This is a genomic window from Pseudomonas marginalis (assembly GCF_008692035.1).
Lineage (GTDB): Bacteria > Pseudomonadota > Gammaproteobacteria > Pseudomonadales > Pseudomonadaceae > Aquipseudomonas > Aquipseudomonas marginalis.
This window is the reverse complement of the sequence record NZ_VTFG01000002.1, coordinates 131,491-152,310: the sequence shown is the minus strand read 5'-3', so window position 1 is coordinate 152,310 and position 20,820 is coordinate 131,491. Positions and strand designations below refer to the sequence as shown.

The following is a 20,820-nucleotide window of genomic DNA, read 5'->3' as shown; positions in this document are numbered from 1 at the left end:
ATTCTGCCCTCTCACCTTTCCTCTCCGTCAGCGGGCCCTTCGGGCTGTCGTTGATGTCGCCGTTTCTGGAGTTTTCATGCTGTTTCCCATCCTGCTGCTGTCGGCCGCCGGTTTTACCGTGCTGACCACAGAATTCGTTATCGTCGGCCTGTTGCCGTCCATTGCCCGGGACCTCAACGTCAGCGTGTCCCAGGCCGGCCTGCTGGTGACCTTGTTTGCGTTTACCGTGGCGGCCTTTGGTCCGTTTCTGACGGCTTACTGCGCCCGTTTCCCCCGCAAGCGTCTGTTTATCAGCATCCTGCTCCTGTTCGGCGTGGCCAATACCGTGGCCGCATTGGCGCCGAATATCTGGGTGATGGCATTGGCGCGCTTGATCCCGGCCCTGGGCCTGCCGGTGTTCTGGGCCCTGGCCAGTGAAACCGCAGTGGATATCGTCGGCCCCGAATACGCCGGGCGCGCCATCGAAAAGATCGGCTTCGGCATCGTCTGCGCCACGGTGTTCGGGATTCCAGTGGGCACGCTGATTTCCGATATGTTCGGCTGGCGCGCCGCGTTTGCGATCCTCGCCGTGGTCGCACTGGCCAAGGCCTTGCTGCTGTTTATCTACCTGCCGGTGACCCAACCGAAGAACGACCAGGTGTCGTTGCGCTCGCAGTTCAAGATCCTGCGCAACCCGCTGATGCAAGGCCATATCCTGTTGTCGGTCCTGGTATTCAGCGGCATGTTCACGGCGTATACCTACCTGGCGGACATCCTTGAGCGCCTGGCCGGTTTCGACGGCACGCTGGTGGGCTGGTGCCTGATGGGCTTTGGCGCAGTGGGGCTGATCGGCAACTCCCTGGGCGGGCGTGCGGTGGACCGTCACCCGCTGATCGCTTCCATGGTGTTCTGCGGTTTCATGATCGCCGGCATGGTCGCGCTGGTACCGGCGATCCACTCCACGGTCGGCCTGGCGGCGGCGATGGCGGTGTGGGGCGTGACCCAGGCGGCGCTGTTCCTGGTCAGCCATGTGCGGTTGATGAAGGCCGCACCCCATGCGCCGGCGTTTGCGGCGTCGTTGAATATCGCCGGGGCCAACCTGGGCATTGGCCTGGGGGCCATGGTCGGCGGGCATGTGATCGACACCCTCGGCCTCGGCAGCCTGGGCTTTGCCGCTTCCGGGTTTATCCTGGTGTCGATGCTGCTGGCGCTGTGGCTGATGACCGCCAGGCCAGCGGTCGCGTCCAACGCCTGAACGCTCAGGGCAGGGCGGTAAACAACTCACGCCGTGCACCTTCGGTAATCGCCACGATGCCGGGGTGCTTGACCTTGCGTTCCACCGAGATCGCGTAGAACGACTCGGTGACGGCATCGGTCTGGCCAATCAACGCCACCCCGTACTGGCTCACTACTTCATCGGCGATCACGCTGGGCGCGATAAAGATCCCGCTGCCGGATTGGCCAAAGGCCTGCATCAAGGCGCTGTCATCGAACTCGCCGATGATCCTGGGCAGGATCTGCTGCTCGGCAAACCAGCGCTGCAAACGGCTGCGCACTACGGTTTCCGCGCCGGGGATCAATAGGGGCGCGCCGTGCAGGCACTGTGGGAAGTCACCGGCGTACCTGTCAGCCAATGCCTGGGTGGCGAAAAAACTGATGCCACATTCCCCCAGTTTCTGGCTGTAGCCCTTGATATCCAGGTGCGAGGGCATGGGGCTGTCGGAGATCACCAGGTCCAGGCGCTGGATCGCCAGGTCGGCCAGTAAACGCTCGAGTTTGTCTTCCCGGCAGGTAATGCGCAGCGGCTCGCTCAATTCCATGGTCGGTGCGATCAGCCGGTACACGATGGACTTGGGCACCACATCCGCCACCCCGACCCGAAACAGGATCTGTTGCTCATTGGGCTGCGCGCGCAGCATCGCCTCCAGTTCATTGCCGGTCTGGAACATCTGTTCGGCATAGGGCAGGGCCTGGCGCCCGGCTTCGGTGAGTTCAAGCTGGCGGCCTACCCGCTGAAACAGCGCAATCCCGTAGGTTTGCTCCAGCAGGCTGATCTGCCCGCTGATGGTCTGGGGCGTGAGGTTCAACTGCTCGCAGGCGCGCACGATGCTGCCGGTCTTGGCCACTACCCAGAAGTAATGCAACTGTCGGTAATTGAGCATGATGATCATCACTTCGTAAAAACCGAAGTATACGCGAGAAAAATACGAATTTTCCTGAACTGTTTGCCTGCATAGAATGCCTCGCTATCGCGGGGCCACTATTTGGACCCAATGGTTCTAACGAGGAAGACATCATGAAACTCAATTCCCTGGGCGCGGCATCGTTGCTTGCGCTTTCATTGGTGATGATCAGCGGTTGCGATCAGGTCGAAAAAAGCGCGCAACAGGTCATGGGCAAGGCCACCGAGTCGGCCAAGCAAGCCATCGATGACACCCAGAAAGCTGCCGAGCAGGCGTTGAGTGAAGCGACAAATGGCCTGATCAATCCACAAAAAAAGGATGATCAGGAAGAAAACGAGTCTGAATCGAACACCAAAGAAACCTAATCTCCCCAGCACAACGTCAGGACTGACCTATGGATTACCTTTTACAACTGGCCGCCAGCCCTACCGCCTGGATTGCCCTGGCCACCTTGATCGTGATGGAAATCGTGCTGGGCATCGATAACCTGATCTTTATCTCGATCCTCACCAACAAATTGCCGGAGAAACATCGGGCCAAGGCGCGACGCATCGGTATCAGCATGGCACTGGTGTTGCGCCTTGGCCTGTTGAGCACCATTGCGTTTATCGTGCAATTGACTACGCCGGTGTTCGAAGTGCTCGGCCAGGCGTTCTCGTGGAAGGACATGATCCTGATCGCCGGTGGCCTGTTCCTGGTCTGGAAGGCCACCACCGAGATCCATCACAGCATGGACCCGGAGCCTGAAGAGAAAGCCAGCGCTGGTAATGTCGTGGCCATCGGCTTTGCCGCAGCCATCGGGCAGATCCTGTTGCTTGACCTGGTGTTCTCCATCGACAGCATCATTACCGCCGTGGGCATGACCGAGCACTTGCCGATCATGATCATCGCCGTGGTGACCTCGGTGATCGTGATGCTGGTGGCGGCCGAGCCGTTGGCCAAGTTCATCAACGACAACCCGACCGTGGTGATGCTGGCCCTGGGCTTCCTGATCATGATCGGCATGACGCTGATCGCCGAAGGCTTCGGCGCCCATGTGCCTAAAGGCTACGTGTACGCGGCCATGGCCTTCTCGGCGGCCATCGAGTGCCTGAACATCGCTCGGCGCAACCGTCACAAGCGTCTGTTCGCTGCCCGGCAGTAACGCTGCAACCCCAAAGGCCGGCTGTGCCCACAAGAGCCCAGCCGGCCTTTTGCTGTCTGTTAGAATCCGCCCACTTGATAGCTTGAGGTCCACCATGAACGAGCCGATTCGCCTTACCCAGTACAGCCACGGCGCGGGTTGTGGCTGCAAGATTTCGCCCCAGGTGCTGGAAGTGATCCTGGCGGGCAGCGGTGCGCAGAACCTTGACCCCAACCTGTGGGTGGGCAACGCCTCCCGCGACGACGCGGCGGTGTATGCCATCGACGATGAGCGCGGCGTGGTCTCTACCACTGACTTTTTCATGCCGATTGTCGATGATCCCTTCGATTTCGGCCGCATCGCCGCCACCAATGCCATCAGTGACATCTACGCCATGGGCGGCGACCCGTTGATGGCCATCGCCATTCTTGGCTGGCCGGTGAACGTGCTGGCGCCGGAGATCGCCCGTGAAGTGATCCGTGGCGGCCGCTCGGTGTGCGACGAAGCCGGTATTCCGTTGGCGGGCGGGCACTCCATTGACGCGCCCGAGCCGATCTTCGGCCTGGCCGTCACCGGCATCGTGCAAAAGCGCCATATGAAGCGCAACGACACCGCCACCGTGGGCTGCCGCCTGTACCTGACCAAACCGTTGGGCATCGGCATCCTCACCACCGCCGAAAAGAAGGGCAAGTTGCGTGAGGCGGATATCGGCCTGGCCCGTGACTGGATGTGCACCCTCAACAAACCCGGCAGCCGTTTCGGCAAGCTGGCCGGTGTGACGGCAATGACGGATGTCACCGGTTTCGGTCTGTTGGGCCATTTGGTGGAGATGGCGGACGGCAGCGCCGTGACCGCACGTATCGAATACGACAAAGTCCCACGTCTGCCCGGGATCGAGGACTATCTGGACCAGGGCTGCATGCCGGGTGGCACCTTGCGCAACTTCGACAGCTACTCGAGCAAGGTCGGGCGTCTGCAGGAATTGCACAAACGCGTGCTGTGCGACCCGCAGACCAGCGGTGGCCTGCTGATCGCGGTCACGCCTGAAGGCGACGCCGAGTTCCGCGCGACGGCGGCTGAATTGGGCTTGAGCCTTGAGCCGATCGGCCAATTGGTTGAGCGACAGACCCACGCGGTAGAGGTGGTTTGATGGCAACTGACATCACCGATTACCGCGACATTTTCCTCAACGACCGGCCGATGATGGATACCCGCGCGCCGGTCGAATTCGCCAAGGGCGCGTTCCCCGGCGTGATCAACCTGCCGCTGATGACCGATGACGAGCGTCAACGCGTCGGCACCTGCTACAAGCAGCAGGGCCAGCAAGCCGCGATTGTGCTGGGGCATGAGCTGGTATCGGGGGCGATCAAGGCTGAACGCATCGAACAATGGGCAAGGTTTGCCCAGGCCAATCCTGATGGTTACTTGTATTGCTTCCGGGGCGGGCTGCGTTCGCAGATCGTGCAGCAATGGTTGAAGACCGAAGCCGGCATCGAGTACCCGCGGGTCGGCGGTGGCTACAAGGCCATGCGGACCTTCCTGCTGGATACCCTTGACCAGGCGGCAGCTCAATGTGATTTCGTGCTGCTGGGCGGCATGACCGGTACCGGCAAGACCGAGGTGCTGGGCCAGTTGCGCAACGCCCTGGACCTGGAGGGCCATGCCAACCACCGCGGTTCCAGCTTCGGCAAACGCGCCACGGCGCAACCCTCCACTATCGACTTCGAAAACCGCCTGGCGGTGGACCTGCTGAAAAAACGTGCGGGCGGTATCGAGCAGTTCGTGGTCGAGGATGAAAGCCGCATGATCGGCAGCTGCGCGCTGCCGTTGCCGTTGCACAAGGGCATGCAGACCTTTCCGATGGTGTGGCTGGAAGACAGCGTCGAAGGCCGTGTCGAGCGCATCCTGCGCGATTACGTGATTGACCTGTGCGCAGAATTCATCGCGGTGTTTGGTGAGCAGGGCCAGGCGCTGTTTGCCGAGCGCCTGACCCAGAGCCTGGCCAATATCCACAAGCGCCTGGGCGGCGAGCGCTTCCAGCGGTTGCAGGCGATCATGCAGGATGCCCTGGCGGAACAGCTGCGCAGCGGCGCCGTGGACCTGCATCGCGCCTGGATTGAGGGGCTGTTGCGCGAGTATTACGACCCGATGTACGCCTTCCAGCGTGAAAGCAAAGGCGCACGCATCGAGTTTGCGGGAGAGCAGGGCGCAGTCACGGCCTATCTGCGCGAGCGCGCCCTCAGAGAATAAGCGCGCCGATCAACCCGCACACCACGCCCACCAGCATGGTCAGCCCGGCCACCGTCACCAGTACCCGCGCATCGAAATCCTTGCGCAGCATCAACAGCGACGGCAGGCTCACGCTGGGCAGGGTCATCAGCAAGGCCACGGCCGGGCCGGTGCCCATGCCCAGGGTCATCATGGTTTGTACGATGGGGATTTCTGCCGCTGTAGGGATCACAAACAGCGTGCCGACAATCGCCAGGGGCACCAGCCACGCCAGGCTGTTGGCCATGGCGCCGTCCACGTGGGGGAACAGCCACACCCGTGCGGCACCGAGTACCAGCACCGCCAGGATATAGATCGGTATGGTGCTCCAGAACAGCTGCCACAGGGTACGCAGCCAGCGACTGAAGAAGGGTTGTGCTTCGACCTGGCTGGCCTCGGCCACCGCGTCCAAGGCAACTTCCGGCACTTGGTCCGGCCGTGCGATGCGCTGTGCCACCAGTGACACGCCGACCACCAGCACAATGCCCGCCACCAGCCGCAAGGCGGTAAAGCCCCAGCCCAGCACAAAGCCCATGAACACCAGCGTGGCCGGGTTCAGCACCGGGTTGGCAATCCAGAAGGCCAGTGCCGCGCCCACCGACACCTGCTGGCGGCGCATGCCAGCAGCGACGGGCGCCGCGCAGCAACTGCACATCATCCCCGGCAAGGCAAACAGCCCGCCGCGCAAGGTCGAGCCGAGGCCGGCACGGCCAAACAGGCGCAGCAACCAGTCGCGGGGGATCAGCACTTGCAGCAGCGAGCCGAGGATCACCGCCAGTACGGCAGCCTTCCAGATCGCCAGGAAATACACCTGGGCGTAGGCCAGCGCTGCTGCCAATGGCGAGCTTTGTTGATCGTTGAGGATCGAGGCGCCGATGCTGTGGTTGTCAGCGGCAACAAACGCCTTGAAGTAGTAGGGCGACCACTTCACGTAGTAGAGGCCGACACAGGCTACCAGTAGGAACAGGGCAGGTTTCCACCAGAACGACCAGCCCCGGACGGGCTGGGTGGAGGCGAGGTTGGGCATGGGGGAGGGTCCGCAGATGAGTCAATAGCGGTGCATCATACGCCCTCAGCTATCGGCACTCACCTGTGTTGGCTGCGGGCAGGTTTCTTCACCGTCGTTCAGGCCCTGCTTGTAGTTGCGGCTGAGCAGCGAGGCTTTGCCGTTGTGCCAGGTCAGCGTCAGTACGTACAGCGTGTCGTAGTCGCTGCCGGACCAGTCGTCGGTAATCGTGTGTTTTTCGCCGGAGGCCTCACTGGCCACCTTGTTGATCAGCTCCGGCAGGTAGCCGTGGGACCACGCGGTGTAGATGGTGGCATTGTGGTATTTGTCTTCCACCAGCTCGTCGGCCAGGTCGCTGGTGTCGTTGGCCGAGAACTTGATGTTCACCGGCAGGCCCAGCTTGATGGCGCTGGGGCTGATGGTCATCAACGGGCGAATATAGCTGTAGGAATTGTCCAGCTCACCTTCCTCGACATTGCGCGTCGGGTTGGCGGCAAACACGAAGTTGGCCTTGCCGAATTTTTCCGGCAGCAGGGTGGCCAGGTTCATTGCTCGGTTCAACCCCTGGCAATTGAGTTGGCCCAGGCCGCCGGCCGGTTTCTCGGCGTGGCGCAGGAACACCAGGGTTTGCACGCCGTCCACCGGTTGGGCGCGGCTTTCCCGGGCGTCGAGGGCGGCAACCATGGCGCCGCTCACCAGCAAAAGGGGCAACAGGATGTAGGCGTAGTGTTGCAGTCGTTGCACAAGGCGCAGAGGCTTGATCGTCATTATGGGTTCGAGTCTTCGTGCGTCACGTTAAGGCGGACAAGCCTGGCCCCAATGACGCCTGGGGCGTCCTGCGGGTATTCCGTGTCGGTACAGCGAGGTGCCTCCATTCACCGTTTGAGCGCACTTAAGAGTGCACGCGGGCGTATTGGTTCGCCCACGGGGGATAATAGCCCGCTGATGTTGCGCATTGATGACCCATGCAGGACGTGGGTCAGATGATTATCATGGGGGCTTTCCGCCAGGGAGTTTCCCGATGAACCCGATCGCCGCGTTCCCGATCAACAGCAAATGGCCCGCCCGGCATCCGGAGCGCCTGCAACTGTACTCGTTGCCCACGCCCAACGGGGTAAAAGTCTCGATCATGCTCGAAGAGCTGGGCCTGCCTTATGAGGCGCACAAGGTCAGTTTCGAGACCCAGGACCAGTTTTCCCCCGAGTTCCTGTCCCTGAACCCCAACAACAAAATTCCCGCGATCATCGACCCCGACGGCCCGGCGGGCCAGCCGTTGGCGCTGCTCGAGTCAGGCGCAATCCTGATCTACCTGGCGGAAAAATCCAGCCAGTTGCTTTCCGAAGATCCGGCGACACGTTATGAAACGATTCAATGGCTGATGTTCCAGATGGGGGGCATCGGTCCGATGTTTGGCCAACTGGGTTTCTTCAATAAGTTTGCCGGCAAGGACTACGAAGACAAGCGCCCCCGCGACCGTTACGCCGCGGAATCCCGTCGCCTGCTGGACGTGCTGGAAAAACGCCTGCTCGGCCGCACCTGGATCATGGGCGACGACTACAGCATCGCCGACATCGCCACCTTCCCCTGGATTCGCAACCTGATCGGTTTCTATGAATCGGGCGATCTGGTGGGCATCGCCGACTTCCCTAACGTACTGCGCGCGCTGGACGGCTTTGTCGCCCGGCCGGCGGTCATCCGTGGCCTGAATATTCCGAGCTGAAGCATGCCGACTTTCGATTTCAAACAACTGGATGTATTCAGCAGCGTGTCGCTCAAGGGCAATCCGCTGGCCGTCGTGCTGGGGGCCGACAGCCTCAGCGACCAACAGATGGCTGACTTCGCCAAATGGACAAACCTCAGTGAAACCACGTTTTTGCTGACACCGCGCGATGCTCGGGCGGACTACCGGGTGAGGATCTTTACCACCTTGCAGGAACTGCCGTTCGCCGGGCACCCGACGCTGGGCAGTTGCCATGCGTGGCTCAAGGCGGGTGGGGTGCCCCAAGGCGAGGAGATTATCCAGGAGTGTGAAATCGGCCTGGTGCGTATTCGGCGTCAAGGCGATGAACTGGCGTTTATTGCACCGCCGTTGATGCGCGCCGGCGCTGTGGACTCCGCGTTGCTGGAGCGCGTTCGCCTGGGATTGGGCCTGGCGCCGGGGGCCATTGTGCGCAGCCAGTGGGTCGACAATGGCGCGGGGTGGCTCGCGGTGATGCTGGCTGACCGTGATCAGGTCCTGGCCTTGCAGCCGGACTATTCGCAGCTGCTGGGACTGGCCGTCGGCGTGATTGCGCCTTGCAACCCGGCTGACGACGTGGACGCGCAGTTTGAGGTGCGTGCCTTTGTCGCAGGCGACGGGGCCCAGGAAGACCCGGCCACCGGCAGCCTGAATGCCGGCGTCGCGCAATGGCTGCTCAGCGAAGGACTCGCACCTGAGTGCTACGTGGTCAGCCAGGGCACGGCCATGGGGCGTGCGGGGCGTATTCGCGTCGAGCGCCAGGGTGATGAAATCTGGGTCGGCGGCGCCGTTGCGGTGTGCATCGAAGGACGTCTACAGCTCTAGATCAATACATTATTACGGCCCCCGCAATACACTGTTGGCCCCTGGGCATTTGTGCTGCCGGGGCCTTGGGGCATAAGCTTTCGCCCCAAAGATTTCCCGCCACTTTTTCAGGACAGCCATGACCAGCCAGTTCCCCCAAGCCCGTCCACGCCGCCTGCGCCGCTCCCCGGAGCTGCGTGGCTTGTTCCAGGAAACCGAGTTCACCCTCAACGACCTGGTGCTGCCGATTTTCGTCGAAGAAGACATCGACGACTTCGTGCCGATCACCAGCATGCCCGGTGTGCAACGCATCCCGGAAAAGAAGCTGGCTGCCGAGATCGAGCGCTATGCCCGTGCCGGTATCAAGTCGGTGATGACCTTCGGCGTGTCCCACCACCTGGACGCCAACGGCAGCGACACCTGGAAGGAACGCGGCCTGGTCTCGCGGATGTCCTCGATCATCAAGGACGCGGTGCCGGGCATGATCGTAATGTCCGACACCTGCTTCTGCGAATACACCGACCACGGCCACTGCGGCGTGATGCACGGTGCCCATGTCGACAACGACGCGACCCTGGTCAACCTCGGCAGACAAGCCGTTGCCGCCGCCCGCGCCGGGGCCGACGTGATCGCCCCCTCGGCCGCCATGGACGGCCAGGTCCAGGCCATCCGCCGTGCGCTGGATGAGGCCGGCTTCACCCATATCCCGATCATGGCCTACTCCACCAAATTCGCCTCGGCCCTCTACGGCCCCTTCCGCGAAGCCGGCGGCAGCGCGCTCAAGGGCGACCGCAAAAGCTACCAGATGAACCCGATGAACCGCCGCGAAGCCGTGCGCGAATCGCTGCTGGACGAACAGGAAGGCGCGGACGCACTGATGGTCAAGCCGGCCGGTGCCTACCTCGACATCATCCGCGACATCCGCGAAGCCTCGCGCCTGCCGGTGGCGGCGTACCAGGTCAGCGGCGAATACGCGATGATCAAGTTCGGCGCCCAGGCGGGAGCGATCGATGAGGATCGGGTTGTGCGGGAAACGTTGGGATCGATCAAGCGTGCGGGGGCGGATTTGATCTTTACTTACTTTGCTATGGACTTGGCGTTGGCTGGGATCTAAGGGCAACGTAACCCCCCCCTGGTGAGCGAACACTTGTGGTGAGCGAGCTTGCTCGCGTTGGGCTGCGTAGCAGCCCTAAACCAGACACCGCCAATCTACCTGAAACACCGTATTGCCTTGACTGGGGCCGCTTCGCGGCCCCACGCGAGCAAGCTCGCTCGCCACAGGGGGCGTTGGGGTGTCAGGGAGAATGGTAGCGCTACCACGTTGACTGGTCTTCGAGGCTGGCTTTTTGCAGGTCGTCTTTCCAGACCTCATTGGCTAAACGGTAGATATCGGCGAAGAAGCCTCTAGGGTCGGCGATTTCTGTTTCGTCCCAAGCCATAGTTATGTATTCGTCGTAATCGCTTTCGAATTCTTTCGAAAAGTCAAAGTCGGGTTTGTCTAGCACATCTCGGAGTGCAGACATCAATACGAAGCGATGTCTGTATGACAAATGCATAAGTTTCTTCAGGACAAAAGAAATAATAATTATCTCTCTGTCTTTCTCATTGTTAGGGTCGTACTTCCATAGTTCTTTGCCAACTGTATCCTCAAGGTCGTATATCGATAAGGCTCCCAATATATGAGAAATGTTAGGAATGTAAGGTGTATTCATGAATGGGCATTTCAGCATTTTCTGCTCACTTAGGGAATGCGGTAAATGGCCGAGTTGGATTGTTTATATCAAATCTGACCTCCGCTCTGTCCATATTTTCAATGTACTTAGGATCGTTTGCGTCCCGCCGGTTAGGTTTGTAGCCTCGTCCAGCTCCGGGTAGCTCGACTATAACTACTGGGTTACCCGCTCCATCAAGACCTGTAGGAGATGGTGAATTGCTTTGCATCCTACCCATGGCTTTGTTTAGAGCGTGAAGCTGCATTCTCCAGGTTTTAAATTGGGAGCTGGAACTGATAGTTTCCCTCTCCCCTGTGGTTGGATTCGTTCCATCAATAGATCGTTGCCTTAAAGCGTTGTCTGGTATCTCTGGGCCATGCTTTTCAACCGAGTGCATATCGTATTCCTGTTCCCAACCCAGTACTTTTTGTTTTGCATTTACCTCTGTCAGTTCATCTATTCTCGCCTGTCGCTGAGTGCTCGGCAGTTGAGGTAGAGCGGGCGCGCCTTCATTAACGCTAGGCTTCGGAAAAATAGGAGGAGCGTTAGGCTTGCATTCGTCACCAGGGCAGGTGCTTAAGCCCAGCGGATCAATCCACCCCGTAGGATTGGGCACGTACTGATACGCGTTGATCCCACCCGCCAACTTCACCGGATCAGGCGTCAGGTAACACCCAATATCCGGATTGTAGTAGCGATGACGGTTGTAGTGCAGGCCGCTTTCCTGATCAAAGTACTGCCCCTGGAAACGTAGCGGGTTGTCGATTGTGCCTTTGTCGAGTCGGCTGATCTGGCCGTAGGCGCGGTAGTGGGCGGACCAGACGATGTCGCCCTCTGGGTCTGTCAGTTCCTGTGGTGTGCCGAGGTGGTCGAGTTGGTAGTGAAAGGCTTTGGTGTTTTTTGGGCCGAAGCCTTCCAACAAAACCAGCGGGCGAAAGCTGTCGGGTTCGTAGAGATAGCTGCGATGGCGGTCTGCATGGTGTTCGGCAATCAGCCTGTCGCCTTGCCAGAAAAACTCCGTGGTTATGCCGTCCACGGTTTTACTGATGCGCCGCCCAAACGGGTCATAGCGATAGCTGGCGGTTTGGCCGTTGGGTTGGGTGATGCCGATCAGCCGATGCTGGCAGTCGTAGCGGTATTCGGTGACGAGTGCGTGCCCACGGCCACGCCGTTCACGGATCAGGTTCCCGAAGGCGTCATAGTCGTAGTGGCGGTCGCCCTGGATCATCAGGCGGTTGCCGGCGACGATGTCGGGGCCGGGGCGGTCTTGCATGAGCAGGTTGCCGGCGGGGGTGTGGCCGAAGCGTTCCTGCAGGTCTTGGGAGTGGTCGGCGCGGGTGAGGCGGCCTAGCGGGTCGTAGTGGTAGTGGTGTTCGCCTTTGCGGGTGTCGAGCAGGCGGGTGAGGTTGCCGGTTTTGTCGTAGTCGTATTGGCGTTGGTAGAGGTGGTCTTGTTGCTGGGTGATTGCGTGGGCGTGCAGGCGGTGTTGGTCGTCGTAGTGGTAGTGGCTGAGGAGTTGGCCTTGTTGGCGCTGATGTTCCTGGCCGGCCTTGAATAGGTGAGACGTCAGCAGCGTGCCATTTAACTCGACGGTGGCGAGGTGGCCGCCTTTGCTGTGGTTGAACACCAAGCGGTTGTTGTCGGGCAGACGCAGGGTTTGAAGCTGGCCGCAGGCGTCGTAGCCATAGCGCAAGGTGCCCCAGCCCTGATGTTCGGCGGTGAGGCGGTTTTGTGGGTCGTATTCGTAGGCCAGCGCCCAATGGCCGTCGTCGACGCTGAGCAGGTTGCCCTGGCGGTCGTAGGCATATTCAACAACGCTGGCGTCGGGCAGGGTTTTTCGTACGAGGCGTCCGGCGTGATCGCGCTCGTAACGGGTAACGAGCTGACTGCCATCGTCACCGTGTTCGGTTTTTTCCTGCAGGTTGCCATTGAGGTCGTAGACGTAGGCCGTACGCTGCCCGTCAAACCCGGTTTCCTGCTGGATCAGCCCATTGGGGTGGTAAGCAAGTCGGTAGGTCTCGCCAACCTCGTTTTCGATCTCGGTCAGCAGTAATCGCGCATTGTCGTAGCGGTACTTGACCTGGCTACCGTCGGCGTTGATACGGCGGCTGATCAGGTGCAACCCGTCGGCGTATTCGTAGCGGATGACGTGGCCCAGTTCGTCGCGTTCGGCGGTGATTTTTCCGTAGGGGTTGTAGCTGTATTCCCGACATGCCCCACCGGGCAGCACCACGCGAACCAAGCGACCCACGCTGTCCCACTGATACTGGGTCAGCGCGCCATGCTCATCCTCGCGCGCCACCTGCCGGCCAAGATCGTCATAGCGATAACGCTTGATCCCGCCATTGGGCAACTGCTCCTCAACCAGTTGCCCCCGCTCATTCCACACCAGCCGTTGGCAACTGTGGTCCGGGTACCAAACCCCAACCAGTTGCCCGTATTTGTCGTAGCTGTAGTCGGTGATATTGCCGTCGGGATCGGTCTTGCGGATGACATCGCCCTGGTCGTTACGCTCGTACTTCCAGACCGCCAGACCCCGCCTTACAACCCGTACGAACCCGTTGTCATGCTCGTAGGACGTCGGCTCATCATCCCCGGGAAACAACGCCACCAAGCGTCCGGCTTCGTCGTACTGATACGCCGTCACCGCCCCCAGCGGATCCTGCTCAACCGTCAGCCGGCCTTTGGCATCGTAGGATTTGAAGTGCTGGGCACCGTCCGGATCAATCCGCTGCACCAGCCGCGCCCGGTCGTCATGGACATACACCTCCTTACTGCCATCGGCGTTGTGCAGCGTGACCCGGCCGTCGTCCCCCCAGGCATACCGCGTATCCATCTGGGAAAAACTGGCCCAATGCCGGACACATCGCGCAGCCTTGCCGGACCGTTCCCACGCCCAGAAGAAACTCGCCCCACCGGCCAAGCCCCGCTCAAGAATCACGTGCTGATCGTCGTAGCGATAAACCTCGCTTTCACCTACCGCATTGGTCGCCGAGACCAGTCGGCCAGCGTCGTCATAGGCGTAGGAAACGACGTTCTGCTCCGTCACCCATTCGTAAGGCTCATACCCCTTGGCCCGCTGAACCTGATAATCCACCGCCACGATGCGACCGGACGAGTAACGCAAAAACAGCGCACACCCCGCGCCGTTATCCAACCGCTCAATACGCCCTAGAAAATCCCGAGAAATCCGCAGCCGGTTGTCGTACGCATCACTGATCGAGACCAGCACACCGTCGCGAAAGTGATAAAACCGCGACGCCTGGGCCAGCACCAGTTCATCCGGCGACGCGCCCAAATAGATCGCTGCTTCGGCCAAACTATTGGTGATGGCAGGTCGAGCAACACTCGGCAGTGGAAACCCAATCGAGCGATTCTCATGGTCCGTCCACACCACCGAATCGCCTGAAACAGAAAGCCGATGCGCCAGTGAATGACTCCACCCAAACCCCAACCCGCCATCCACTTCCACCGCACTGGTGCGATACAGCCGGGTCCACTCGAACGGCAAGATCCCATCCAACGTGCCGTCGGTGAGGGTGAGCAATTCCTCCCCGGTAACCATCGACACGGGGCAGCCGTTGGTGACGGTCTTATCCGAAGGGGCCGCCGCATCCCCATTCGGGTTTTTCCCTGAAACCGGCACATCATCGACAGGCTCCTGGCGGACCAACACCGTCTGCTGAGTCTTCCTGCGAGCCGCCGGCACCGGGTTCGAAACCACATGCTCCCCAACCTTCAACGGCGCAACCGGCACAGTCTTGATCGCTGTCGCCGGGCCACCGAGCAGCAAAGGCTTCACCGCTTCGACATGCGGCTCCAACCCCGGCTCTACAAGCTGCCTGGCCAGCAACTCCAACAACTCCCGCGCGCGTTTGGATTTGATAGCGCTCAGCACTTGAGCCCCCATCCGCGCCGCCACCCCCATCGCCCCCAATACACGAATCAACAGCAGATTGATCAGGACCTCGCCAGTGATCTCACCCCACAGTTCATTCATCTGCGGCGGTGGCAGAAGGCGCATCCAACTGACCATCGCCGACAGGTAGATAAACAACAGCGGCTCATCGCTGAGCACCAGCAAACCGTTGGCAATCGTGTCGTTGCCGAGCTTCAGCAGTTCATCGAGTTCGGCCTGGGAGAGGTAGGCCAACAGCTTTTCGCTGTTGGGCTTGAGGTCCGCCAGCAGGTCAGACAACTGCGTAACGTTGTCCCACACATTGAAGAGGGCTTTTCCAAGGCCGCTGAAAAACGCTGCTTCCAGCATTCGGCGCCGATCGAGGGGCTTGGCTTCGGCATAGTCTTTCCACTCATCCTGGAAAGTGCGGGCCCACTCTTCACGCAGGCGCGCCTCCAACCCCGCGATCACCGACTGATAAGACCCATACAGCGCCTTGACGTGATCCCTGGAAACGTTGGGGTAGAAACTGATTCGGTACGGCTGGTTGCGATCACACTCGGTGATTTCGAGAAGGCCGCTGGGGCCGATGGTCTTGTGGATAGGCTCGCCCAATGGGCCGCCATTGGGATCGACGCGCTGCAGCATCACCGGCGTGTCGCCGATGGGCACGAAGCGCATGCTTTCGAACATATGCACCAGCGTCAGGGTGCCATTGGCCGGGCACGTGGCGACGGTGCTGCTGGGGATGATTGAGCGATTGATCGGCGCAACCAGCGCCACCTCATCGCCGACCTTGAAGACCTGCTCGACCTCCAGCGCCGAGAAGCGCCAGAAGCTTTGCGCCCAGTCATCGAACGTATTCAGGCATTCGCGAAAGTCACGGAAGACGCTTTCAACGTCGACCGTCTTCACATCCATCGGGGTCAGGGCCAGCCTGCCAATGGCCGGGTTCAAGAGGCCGCCCCTTCAACCAGGGCTTTAACGAAAACAACCATCTGCAATCCCTCGCACTGTGTATTCAGGCGAGGGACTTTGCAGCGGTTTTCAGGCAGGGGCTGTAGAGCTTATCTTGCCGTTACGTGGGAGCTTTCAGCGGCTATCGTCCCTTTTTGGCGACGTATCAAAAAGCCTTCAGCGCTGCGCGAACGCCAGGTTCAACCCTGGCTGGCGAGAAGGTGAGTTGGCGAACCCGCGTTAGACTTACCGGTCCATATCCGCAACGCCTGGCCCATCGTCCTCAAGGAAGCCCCATGTCCCCACGCTGCCTGATCCTCTGCCTCACCTCATTGGTGGTGCTGGCCGGCTGTTCCACGTCACGCGGTCCGCAGCAACCAGCGCGCAGCGAAGCCGAGGTGAAGGCCGAGATCGTGCGTTTGCTCCCGGCGAAGGTTCCAGACCGCAACGGCTGGGCCCAGGACATCTACACCGCCTTTGACACTCAAAAGATCTACCCCAGTACCGAGAATATCTGTGCCGTATTGGCGGTGACCGAGCAGGAATCCACCTATCAGGTCGACCCGCCCGTGCCCAACATGGGCAAGATCGCCCAGGATGAAATCCTGCGCCGTGCCGCCAAGGTGCATGTGCCCGCTTTTGTGGTGCGCAGCGCCCTGCAGCTGCGCTCGCCCACCGGCAAGTCCTATGCCGACCGTTTGAGTGCCGCGCGCACGGAGAAGGACCTGAGTGGCATCTTCGATGACTTCATCAGCGTGGTGCCCCTGGGCAACACCCTGTTTGGCGGTTTCAATCCGGTGCACACCGCCGGTCCCATGCAGGTCAGTATCGACTTCGCCCAGAAACAGGCGCGGGGTTATCCCTACACGGTGGATGGCACGATTCGTCGGGAAGTCTTCACCCGGCGCGGCGGCATGTACTTCGGTATCGCCCATTTGCTCGGCTATCCGGTGAGCTATGACCAGCCGTTGTATCGCTTTGCCGACTTCAATGCGGGGTGGTACGCCAGCCGTAATGCGGCGTTCCAGGCGGCGGTCAGCCGCGCGTCGGGCACTGAGTTGGCGCTGGACGGGGATTTGATTCGCTACGGCTCATTGCTGCCCGGCACCACCGAACTGGCGGTGCGCTCATTGGGCGCGAAGCTGGACATGCGCAATCCCAGTATTCGCAGCCAGCTGGAACAGGGCGAACAGCTGGATTTTGAAGACACCACCCTCTACAAACGCGTGTTTGCCCTGGCCGACCAGGCTGCCGGCAAGCCGATGCCCCGTGCGATCCTGCCGGGCATCGTGCTCAAAAGCCCGAAGATCACCCGCAACCTGACCACGGCGTGGTTTGCCAAGCGCGTGGATGAGCGGTACCAGCGCTGCATGAAGCGCTGATCAACTGCGGCGCCGGACAAATGTGCGCCACAGCCACACCCACAACCACACCACCGGAAACGCCAGGATCACGAACGGCAGCACATAGCTGGCGCGTTCCAGGGCGTCTGCGGTGCCGTCCACCAGGTTGGTCCCCAGGTTGCTGAACATCCGGCTGAAGCGTGACGGTTGGTTGGCGCCGTCGGCAGAGCGGAAGTTGAGGGTGACGCGGTTGGTATCCAGGCGACGCTGCTGGCCGGCGGCGACCTGGGCGAGTTCCTGCAGTTCGTTTTCAATGCCTGCCTGCTCCTTGCTCAAGGCAATCAGGTCGCTGACGCTGATATCCTTGCGCTTGGCCAGTTCATCGAGGCGCTGTTGCTGGGCTTGCAGGCGATCCTGGCGGCGACGTACATCGGCGACCGCGTCGGCCAGGTCTTCGGCGGTGGTGATGCGCTGGCCGAGTTTGCCGCCTTCAGCGGCCATGGCGACCATCGGTTCGACCCCGGTGGGCGCGATCCGCAGGATGATCTCGCCGCCGTTGCTGTCTTCGGTGATGCCAAGGATATTGCACGCGCCAAACCGCGCCGACTCACAGGCCTCGCGGGTGGCCTGCATGCGCGGCGCGAGCAGGGCGCCGGGCAGGGCCAGGGTCAGTTCGTGCTCATAGGCCAGTTGCGCACCGGCCCGGCCTTGTTCGCCATTGATCACCGTGGCGCGGGAGTGGTCCTTGGGTGAACAGCCGACCAGGGCCAGGCCGGCCAGCAGGATCAACAGGGGCGCGCGAAGCGATTGAGGGGTGCCGTCCGGATGGCGCATTGCAGTTCCTTGAGGTGTGCGGGGGACATTGGCGGCGATTAAAGCGGGTCCGGCGAATTAACGCAAAGTATCGTGCAGGATTTGCAAGGCTGATGGTGGTCGCGGAGTGGATTACCGTGCGCCTAAAGAAGAACGCGGTGTATCAGATACTCTGTAGAGGCTGGTTTTGGGGCTGCTTCGCAGCCCAACGCGGGACAAGCCCGCTCGCCACAACAGCCCTTTCTACCGGGGGAGGCAGCGTTTAGACAAAGTTGTGTAGATACCTATGCTCATCGGGGGCAAGCCCCCACACATTTGGACTGTGTTTGTTCAGGGAAACCGCATAAAGAAAAGGCCTGGCTTTTCGTGGAGCCGGGCCTTTTCCGTGTTGCTCGTTTATCAGCTGCGTTCGAGGGCCAGGGCTACGCCCTGGCCGCCACCGATGCACAGGGTCGCCAGGCCTTTCCTGGCATCGCGCCTGATCATTTCATGCAGCAGGGTGACCAGCACGCGGCAGCCTGACGCGCCGATGGGGTGGCCGATGGCGATGGCGCCGCCGTTGACGTTGACCTTGTCCGCATCCCACTCCAGCTCTTTGCCTACCGCCAGGGATTGCGCGGCAAAGGCTTCGTTGGCTTCGATCAGGTCCAGGTCGCCCAGGCTCCAACCGGCTTTGTCCAGGCAGCGGCGGGTGGCCGAGACCGGGCCGATGCCCATGATCGCCGGGTCGACGCCCGCGTTGGCGTAACTGGCGATACGGGCCAATACCGGCAAGCCGAGGGCCTTGGCCTTGTCGGCACTCATCAGCAGCACCGCAGCGGCGCCGTCATTCAGGCTGGAAGCATTACCGGCGGTGACGCTGCCGTCTTTCTTGAACGCCGGCTTGAGCTTGGCCAGGGATTCGGCGGTGGTGCCGGCGCGAGGTTGCTCATCGACGGCGAAGGCAATCGGGTCGCCCTTGCGCTGGGGAATCAGGATCGGCGTGATCTCATCGACAAAACGCCCGGCCTCGATGGCGGCGGTGGCTTTCTGCTGGGAGGCGGCGGCGAAAGCATCCTGGGCTTCACGGCTGATGCCGTATTTGTCCACGAGGTTCTCGGCGGTGATGCCCATGTGATAGTCGTTGAACGCATCCCACAGGCCGTCGGTGATCATGCTGTCGATCATCTTGGCGTGGCCCATGCGCAAGCCCGTGCGCGCAGCAGGCAGTACGTAGGGTGCCAGGCTCATGTTCTCCATGCCGCCGGCGATGATGACCTCGGCGTCACCGCAACGGATGGCCTGGGCGCCCAGGTGCAGGGCTTTCAGGCCCGAGCCGCAGACTTTGTTCAGGGTCAGGCTCGGCACGGCGTGGGGCAGGCCGGCGAGGATCGAGGCCTGGCGTGCGGGGTTCTGGCCGGAACCCGCGGTGAGTACCTGGCCGAGGATGACTTCATCCACTTCGGCCGGGTCCAGACCGGTCTGCTCCAGCAGGCGACGGATCACGGCGGCGCCCAGCTCCGGTGCCGGAATGGTGGCCAGTGAACCTTGAAAGCTGCCCACGGCGGTGCGGGTGGCAGCAACAATCACGACGTCTTGCATGGAATCTGTCCTCACTGGAAGTGCATTTCTGGAACGTGGTCCGGGACGATCAGTTTACCGGCGGTCTTGCTCACAATCTCTTCAACGCTGACGCCAGGTGCGCGTTCCTTGAGGACAAAAGCGCCATTTTCGATTTCCAGGTACGCCAGGTCCGTCAGTACGCGCTTGATGCAGTTGGCGCCGGTCAGCGGCAGGCTGCATTGGCTGAGCAACTTGGACTCACCGTCCTTGGAGGCGTGGGTCATGATCACGATGATGTTTTCCGCACCGGCCACCAGGTCCATGGCGCCGCCCATGCCCTTGACCAGTTTGCCGGGGATCATCCACGAGGCGATGTTGCCGTGTACGTCCACTTCAAAGGCGCCGAGCACGGTGAGGTCGACGTGGCCGCCGCGAATCATCGCGAAGGATTCGGCGGAGGAGAAGATCGAGGCGCCGATGCGCGCCGTCACGGTCTGTTTGCCGGCATTGATCATGTCGGCATCGATGGTGTCTTCGGTAGGAAACGGGCCCATGCCGAGCAGGCCGTTTTCCGACTGCAGCATGACTTCCATGCCTTCGGGGATGTAGTTGGCCACCAGGGTCGGAATGCCGATGCCCAGGTTGACGTAGAAACCGTCCTGCATTTCGCGGGCGACGCGTTGAGCCATTTGTTCGCGGGTAAGAGCCATTTTATGAGTCCTTATTGTTCGGGCTGGAGGCGGATTATTTGCGCACGGTGCGCTGTTCGATGCGCTTCTCGAACGTGCCGCAGATGATCCGGTCGACGTAGATGCCAGGGGTGTGGATCTGCGCCGGGTCCAGCTCGCCCGGTTCGACGATTTCCTCGACCTCGACCACGGTGATCCTGCCGGCGGTGGCGGCCAGCGGGTTGAAGTTCTGGGCGGTGTGGCGATAGATGACGTTGCCGAAGTGGTCGGCTTTCCAACCTTTGACGATGGCGAAGTCGCCGGTGATGGATTCTTCCATCAGGTACGGGCGACCGTTGAATTCGCGGGTTTCCTTGCCTTCGGCCACCGGAGTACCGACGCCGGTGGCGGTGAAGAAGGCGGGGATACCGGCGCCGCCTGCGCGCATTTTTTCCGCCAGGGTGCCTTGGGGGGTGAGGACCACTTCGATTTCGCCGCTGAGCAACTGCTTCTCGAACAGGGCGTTTTCACCGACGTAGGAAGCGATCACCTTGCTGATCTGCTTTTCTTCCAGCAGCACACCCAGGCCAAAGCCGTCGACGCCGCAGTTATTGGAAACCACGGTGAGGTCACGGGTGCCTTTGCGCTTGATCTCATTGATGAGGTTTTCCGGAATTCCGCACAAGCCGAAACCACCGGAGAGCACGGTCATGCCGTCTTCCAGGCCTGCCAGTGCTTCCTCGTAGGACGCCACGCGTTTATCGAAACCTGCCATATGCACCTCTT

The 20,820-nt window shown here is 61.1% G+C and carries 18 protein-coding genes; 9 read left to right on the top strand and 9 right to left on the bottom strand.

Annotated elements, in window-relative coordinates; translation table 11 throughout:
* Positions 1-76: 76 nt before the first annotated feature.
* Positions 77-1,234 (top strand): MFS transporter, encoded by a 1,158-nt coding sequence (locus FX984_RS20580; RefSeq protein WP_027603158.1) that lies wholly within the window; start codon positions 77-79, stop codon positions 1,232-1,234.
* Between the two features lie 4 nt (positions 1,235-1,238).
* Here FX984_RS20580 and nhaR read toward each other — a convergent pair whose 3' ends face one another.
* Positions 1,239-2,141: a transcriptional activator NhaR gene (nhaR, locus tag FX984_RS20575; RefSeq protein ID WP_027603159.1), complete on the bottom strand. Its 903-nt coding sequence runs from the start codon at positions 2,139-2,141 to the stop codon at positions 1,239-1,241.
* 134 nt (positions 2,142-2,275) lie between these two features.
* Between nhaR and FX984_RS20570 the strand changes: the two genes are divergently transcribed.
* The 4 genes from FX984_RS20570 to mnmH all read left to right on the top strand — a co-directional run bounded on the left by FX984_RS20570 (position 2,276) and on the right by mnmH (position 5,535).
* Positions 2,276-2,527, top strand: a complete 252-nt coding sequence (locus FX984_RS20570; RefSeq protein WP_027603160.1) for a hypothetical protein — start codon at positions 2,276-2,278, stop codon at positions 2,525-2,527.
* 29 nt (positions 2,528-2,556) lie between these two features.
* Positions 2,557-3,306: a TerC family protein gene (locus FX984_RS20565; protein WP_146478355.1), complete on the top strand. Its 750-nt coding sequence runs from the start codon at positions 2,557-2,559 to the stop codon at positions 3,304-3,306.
* Positions 3,307-3,400: 94 nt separating this feature from the next.
* The gene (gene selD, locus FX984_RS20560) at positions 3,401-4,435 is read left to right on the top strand and encodes a selenide, water dikinase SelD (protein ID WP_027603162.1); all 1,035 of its coding nucleotides are present in this window, start codon (positions 3,401-3,403) and stop codon (positions 4,433-4,435) included.
* Positions 4,435-5,535 carry a tRNA 2-selenouridine(34) synthase MnmH gene (gene mnmH / locus FX984_RS20555; RefSeq protein ID WP_146478356.1) on the top strand — a complete coding sequence of 367 codons (1,101 nt, stop codon included), beginning with the start codon at positions 4,435-4,437 and terminating at the stop codon, positions 5,533-5,535. The genes selD and mnmH overlap by 1 nt, the downstream gene beginning before the upstream one ends.
* Here the strand turns inward: mnmH and FX984_RS20550 are convergent.
* Positions 5,525-6,580: a permease gene (locus FX984_RS20550; protein WP_146478357.1), complete on the bottom strand. Its 1,056-nt coding sequence runs from the start codon at positions 6,578-6,580 to the stop codon at positions 5,525-5,527. The genes mnmH and FX984_RS20550 overlap by 11 nt on opposite strands.
* 45 nt (positions 6,581-6,625) lie before the next feature.
* A complete protein-coding gene (locus FX984_RS20545; RefSeq protein WP_027603165.1) occupies positions 6,626-7,327 on the bottom strand; it encodes a hypothetical protein in 702 nt (233 codons plus the stop codon).
* Between the two features lie 253 nt (positions 7,328-7,580).
* On the opposite strand from FX984_RS20545, the gene FX984_RS20540 reads away from it, so the two are divergent.
* The 3 genes from FX984_RS20540 to hemB all read left to right on the top strand — a co-directional run bounded on the left by FX984_RS20540 (position 7,581) and on the right by hemB (position 10,215).
* The gene (locus FX984_RS20540) at positions 7,581-8,279 is read left to right on the top strand and encodes a glutathione S-transferase N-terminal domain-containing protein (protein ID WP_146478358.1); all 699 of its coding nucleotides are present in this window, start codon (positions 7,581-7,583) and stop codon (positions 8,277-8,279) included.
* A gap of 3 nt (positions 8,280-8,282) precedes the next feature.
* Positions 8,283-9,122, top strand: a complete 840-nt coding sequence (locus tag FX984_RS20535; protein WP_146478359.1) for a PhzF family phenazine biosynthesis protein — start codon at positions 8,283-8,285, stop codon at positions 9,120-9,122.
* A gap of 118 nt (positions 9,123-9,240) precedes the next feature.
* Positions 9,241-10,215: a porphobilinogen synthase gene (gene hemB / locus FX984_RS20530; protein WP_146478360.1), complete on the top strand. Its 975-nt coding sequence runs from the start codon at positions 9,241-9,243 to the stop codon at positions 10,213-10,215.
* 199 nt (positions 10,216-10,414) lie between these two features.
* Here the strand turns inward: hemB and FX984_RS20525 are convergent, their stop codons facing one another.
* Together FX984_RS20525 and FX984_RS20520 are read right to left on the bottom strand one after the other, a co-directional pair.
* A complete protein-coding gene (locus FX984_RS20525; RefSeq protein WP_315899086.1) occupies positions 10,415-10,813 on the bottom strand; it encodes a hypothetical protein in 399 nt (132 codons plus the stop codon).
* A 25-nt stretch (positions 10,814-10,838) separates the two neighbouring features.
* Positions 10,839-15,632, bottom strand: a complete 4,794-nt coding sequence (locus tag FX984_RS20520; RefSeq protein ID WP_154905408.1) for an RHS repeat-associated core domain-containing protein — start codon at positions 15,630-15,632, stop codon at positions 10,839-10,841.
* A 332-nt stretch (positions 15,633-15,964) separates the two neighbouring features.
* Here FX984_RS20520 and FX984_RS20515 point away from each other — a divergent pair, with 332 nt between their 5' ends.
* Positions 15,965-17,050 (top strand): DUF1615 domain-containing protein, encoded by a 1,086-nt coding sequence (locus FX984_RS20515; RefSeq protein ID WP_027603170.1) that lies wholly within the window; start codon positions 15,965-15,967, stop codon positions 17,048-17,050.
* Here FX984_RS20515 and FX984_RS20510 read toward each other — a convergent pair whose 3' ends face one another.
* From FX984_RS20510 to FX984_RS20495, 4 genes are all read right to left on the bottom strand, one after another.
* Positions 17,051-17,845: a DUF4349 domain-containing protein gene (locus tag FX984_RS20510; RefSeq protein WP_108574643.1), complete on the bottom strand. Its 795-nt coding sequence runs from the start codon at positions 17,843-17,845 to the stop codon at positions 17,051-17,053. It abuts the gene before it with no gap.
* A gap of 378 nt (positions 17,846-18,223) precedes the next feature.
* Positions 18,224-19,405, bottom strand: a complete 1,182-nt coding sequence (locus tag FX984_RS20505) for an acetyl-CoA C-acetyltransferase (RefSeq protein ID WP_027603172.1) — start codon at positions 19,403-19,405, stop codon at positions 18,224-18,226.
* An 11-nt stretch (positions 19,406-19,416) separates the two neighbouring features.
* Positions 19,417-20,076 carry a CoA transferase subunit B gene (locus FX984_RS20500; RefSeq protein ID WP_027603173.1) on the bottom strand — a complete coding sequence of 220 codons (660 nt, stop codon included), beginning with the start codon at positions 20,074-20,076 and terminating at the stop codon, positions 19,417-19,419.
* A 34-nt stretch (positions 20,077-20,110) separates the two neighbouring features.
* Complete coding sequence (locus FX984_RS20495; RefSeq protein ID WP_027603174.1) at positions 20,111-20,809, bottom strand: CoA transferase subunit A; 699 nt, start codon at positions 20,807-20,809, stop codon at positions 20,111-20,113.
* Positions 20,810-20,820: the final 11 nt, after the last annotated feature.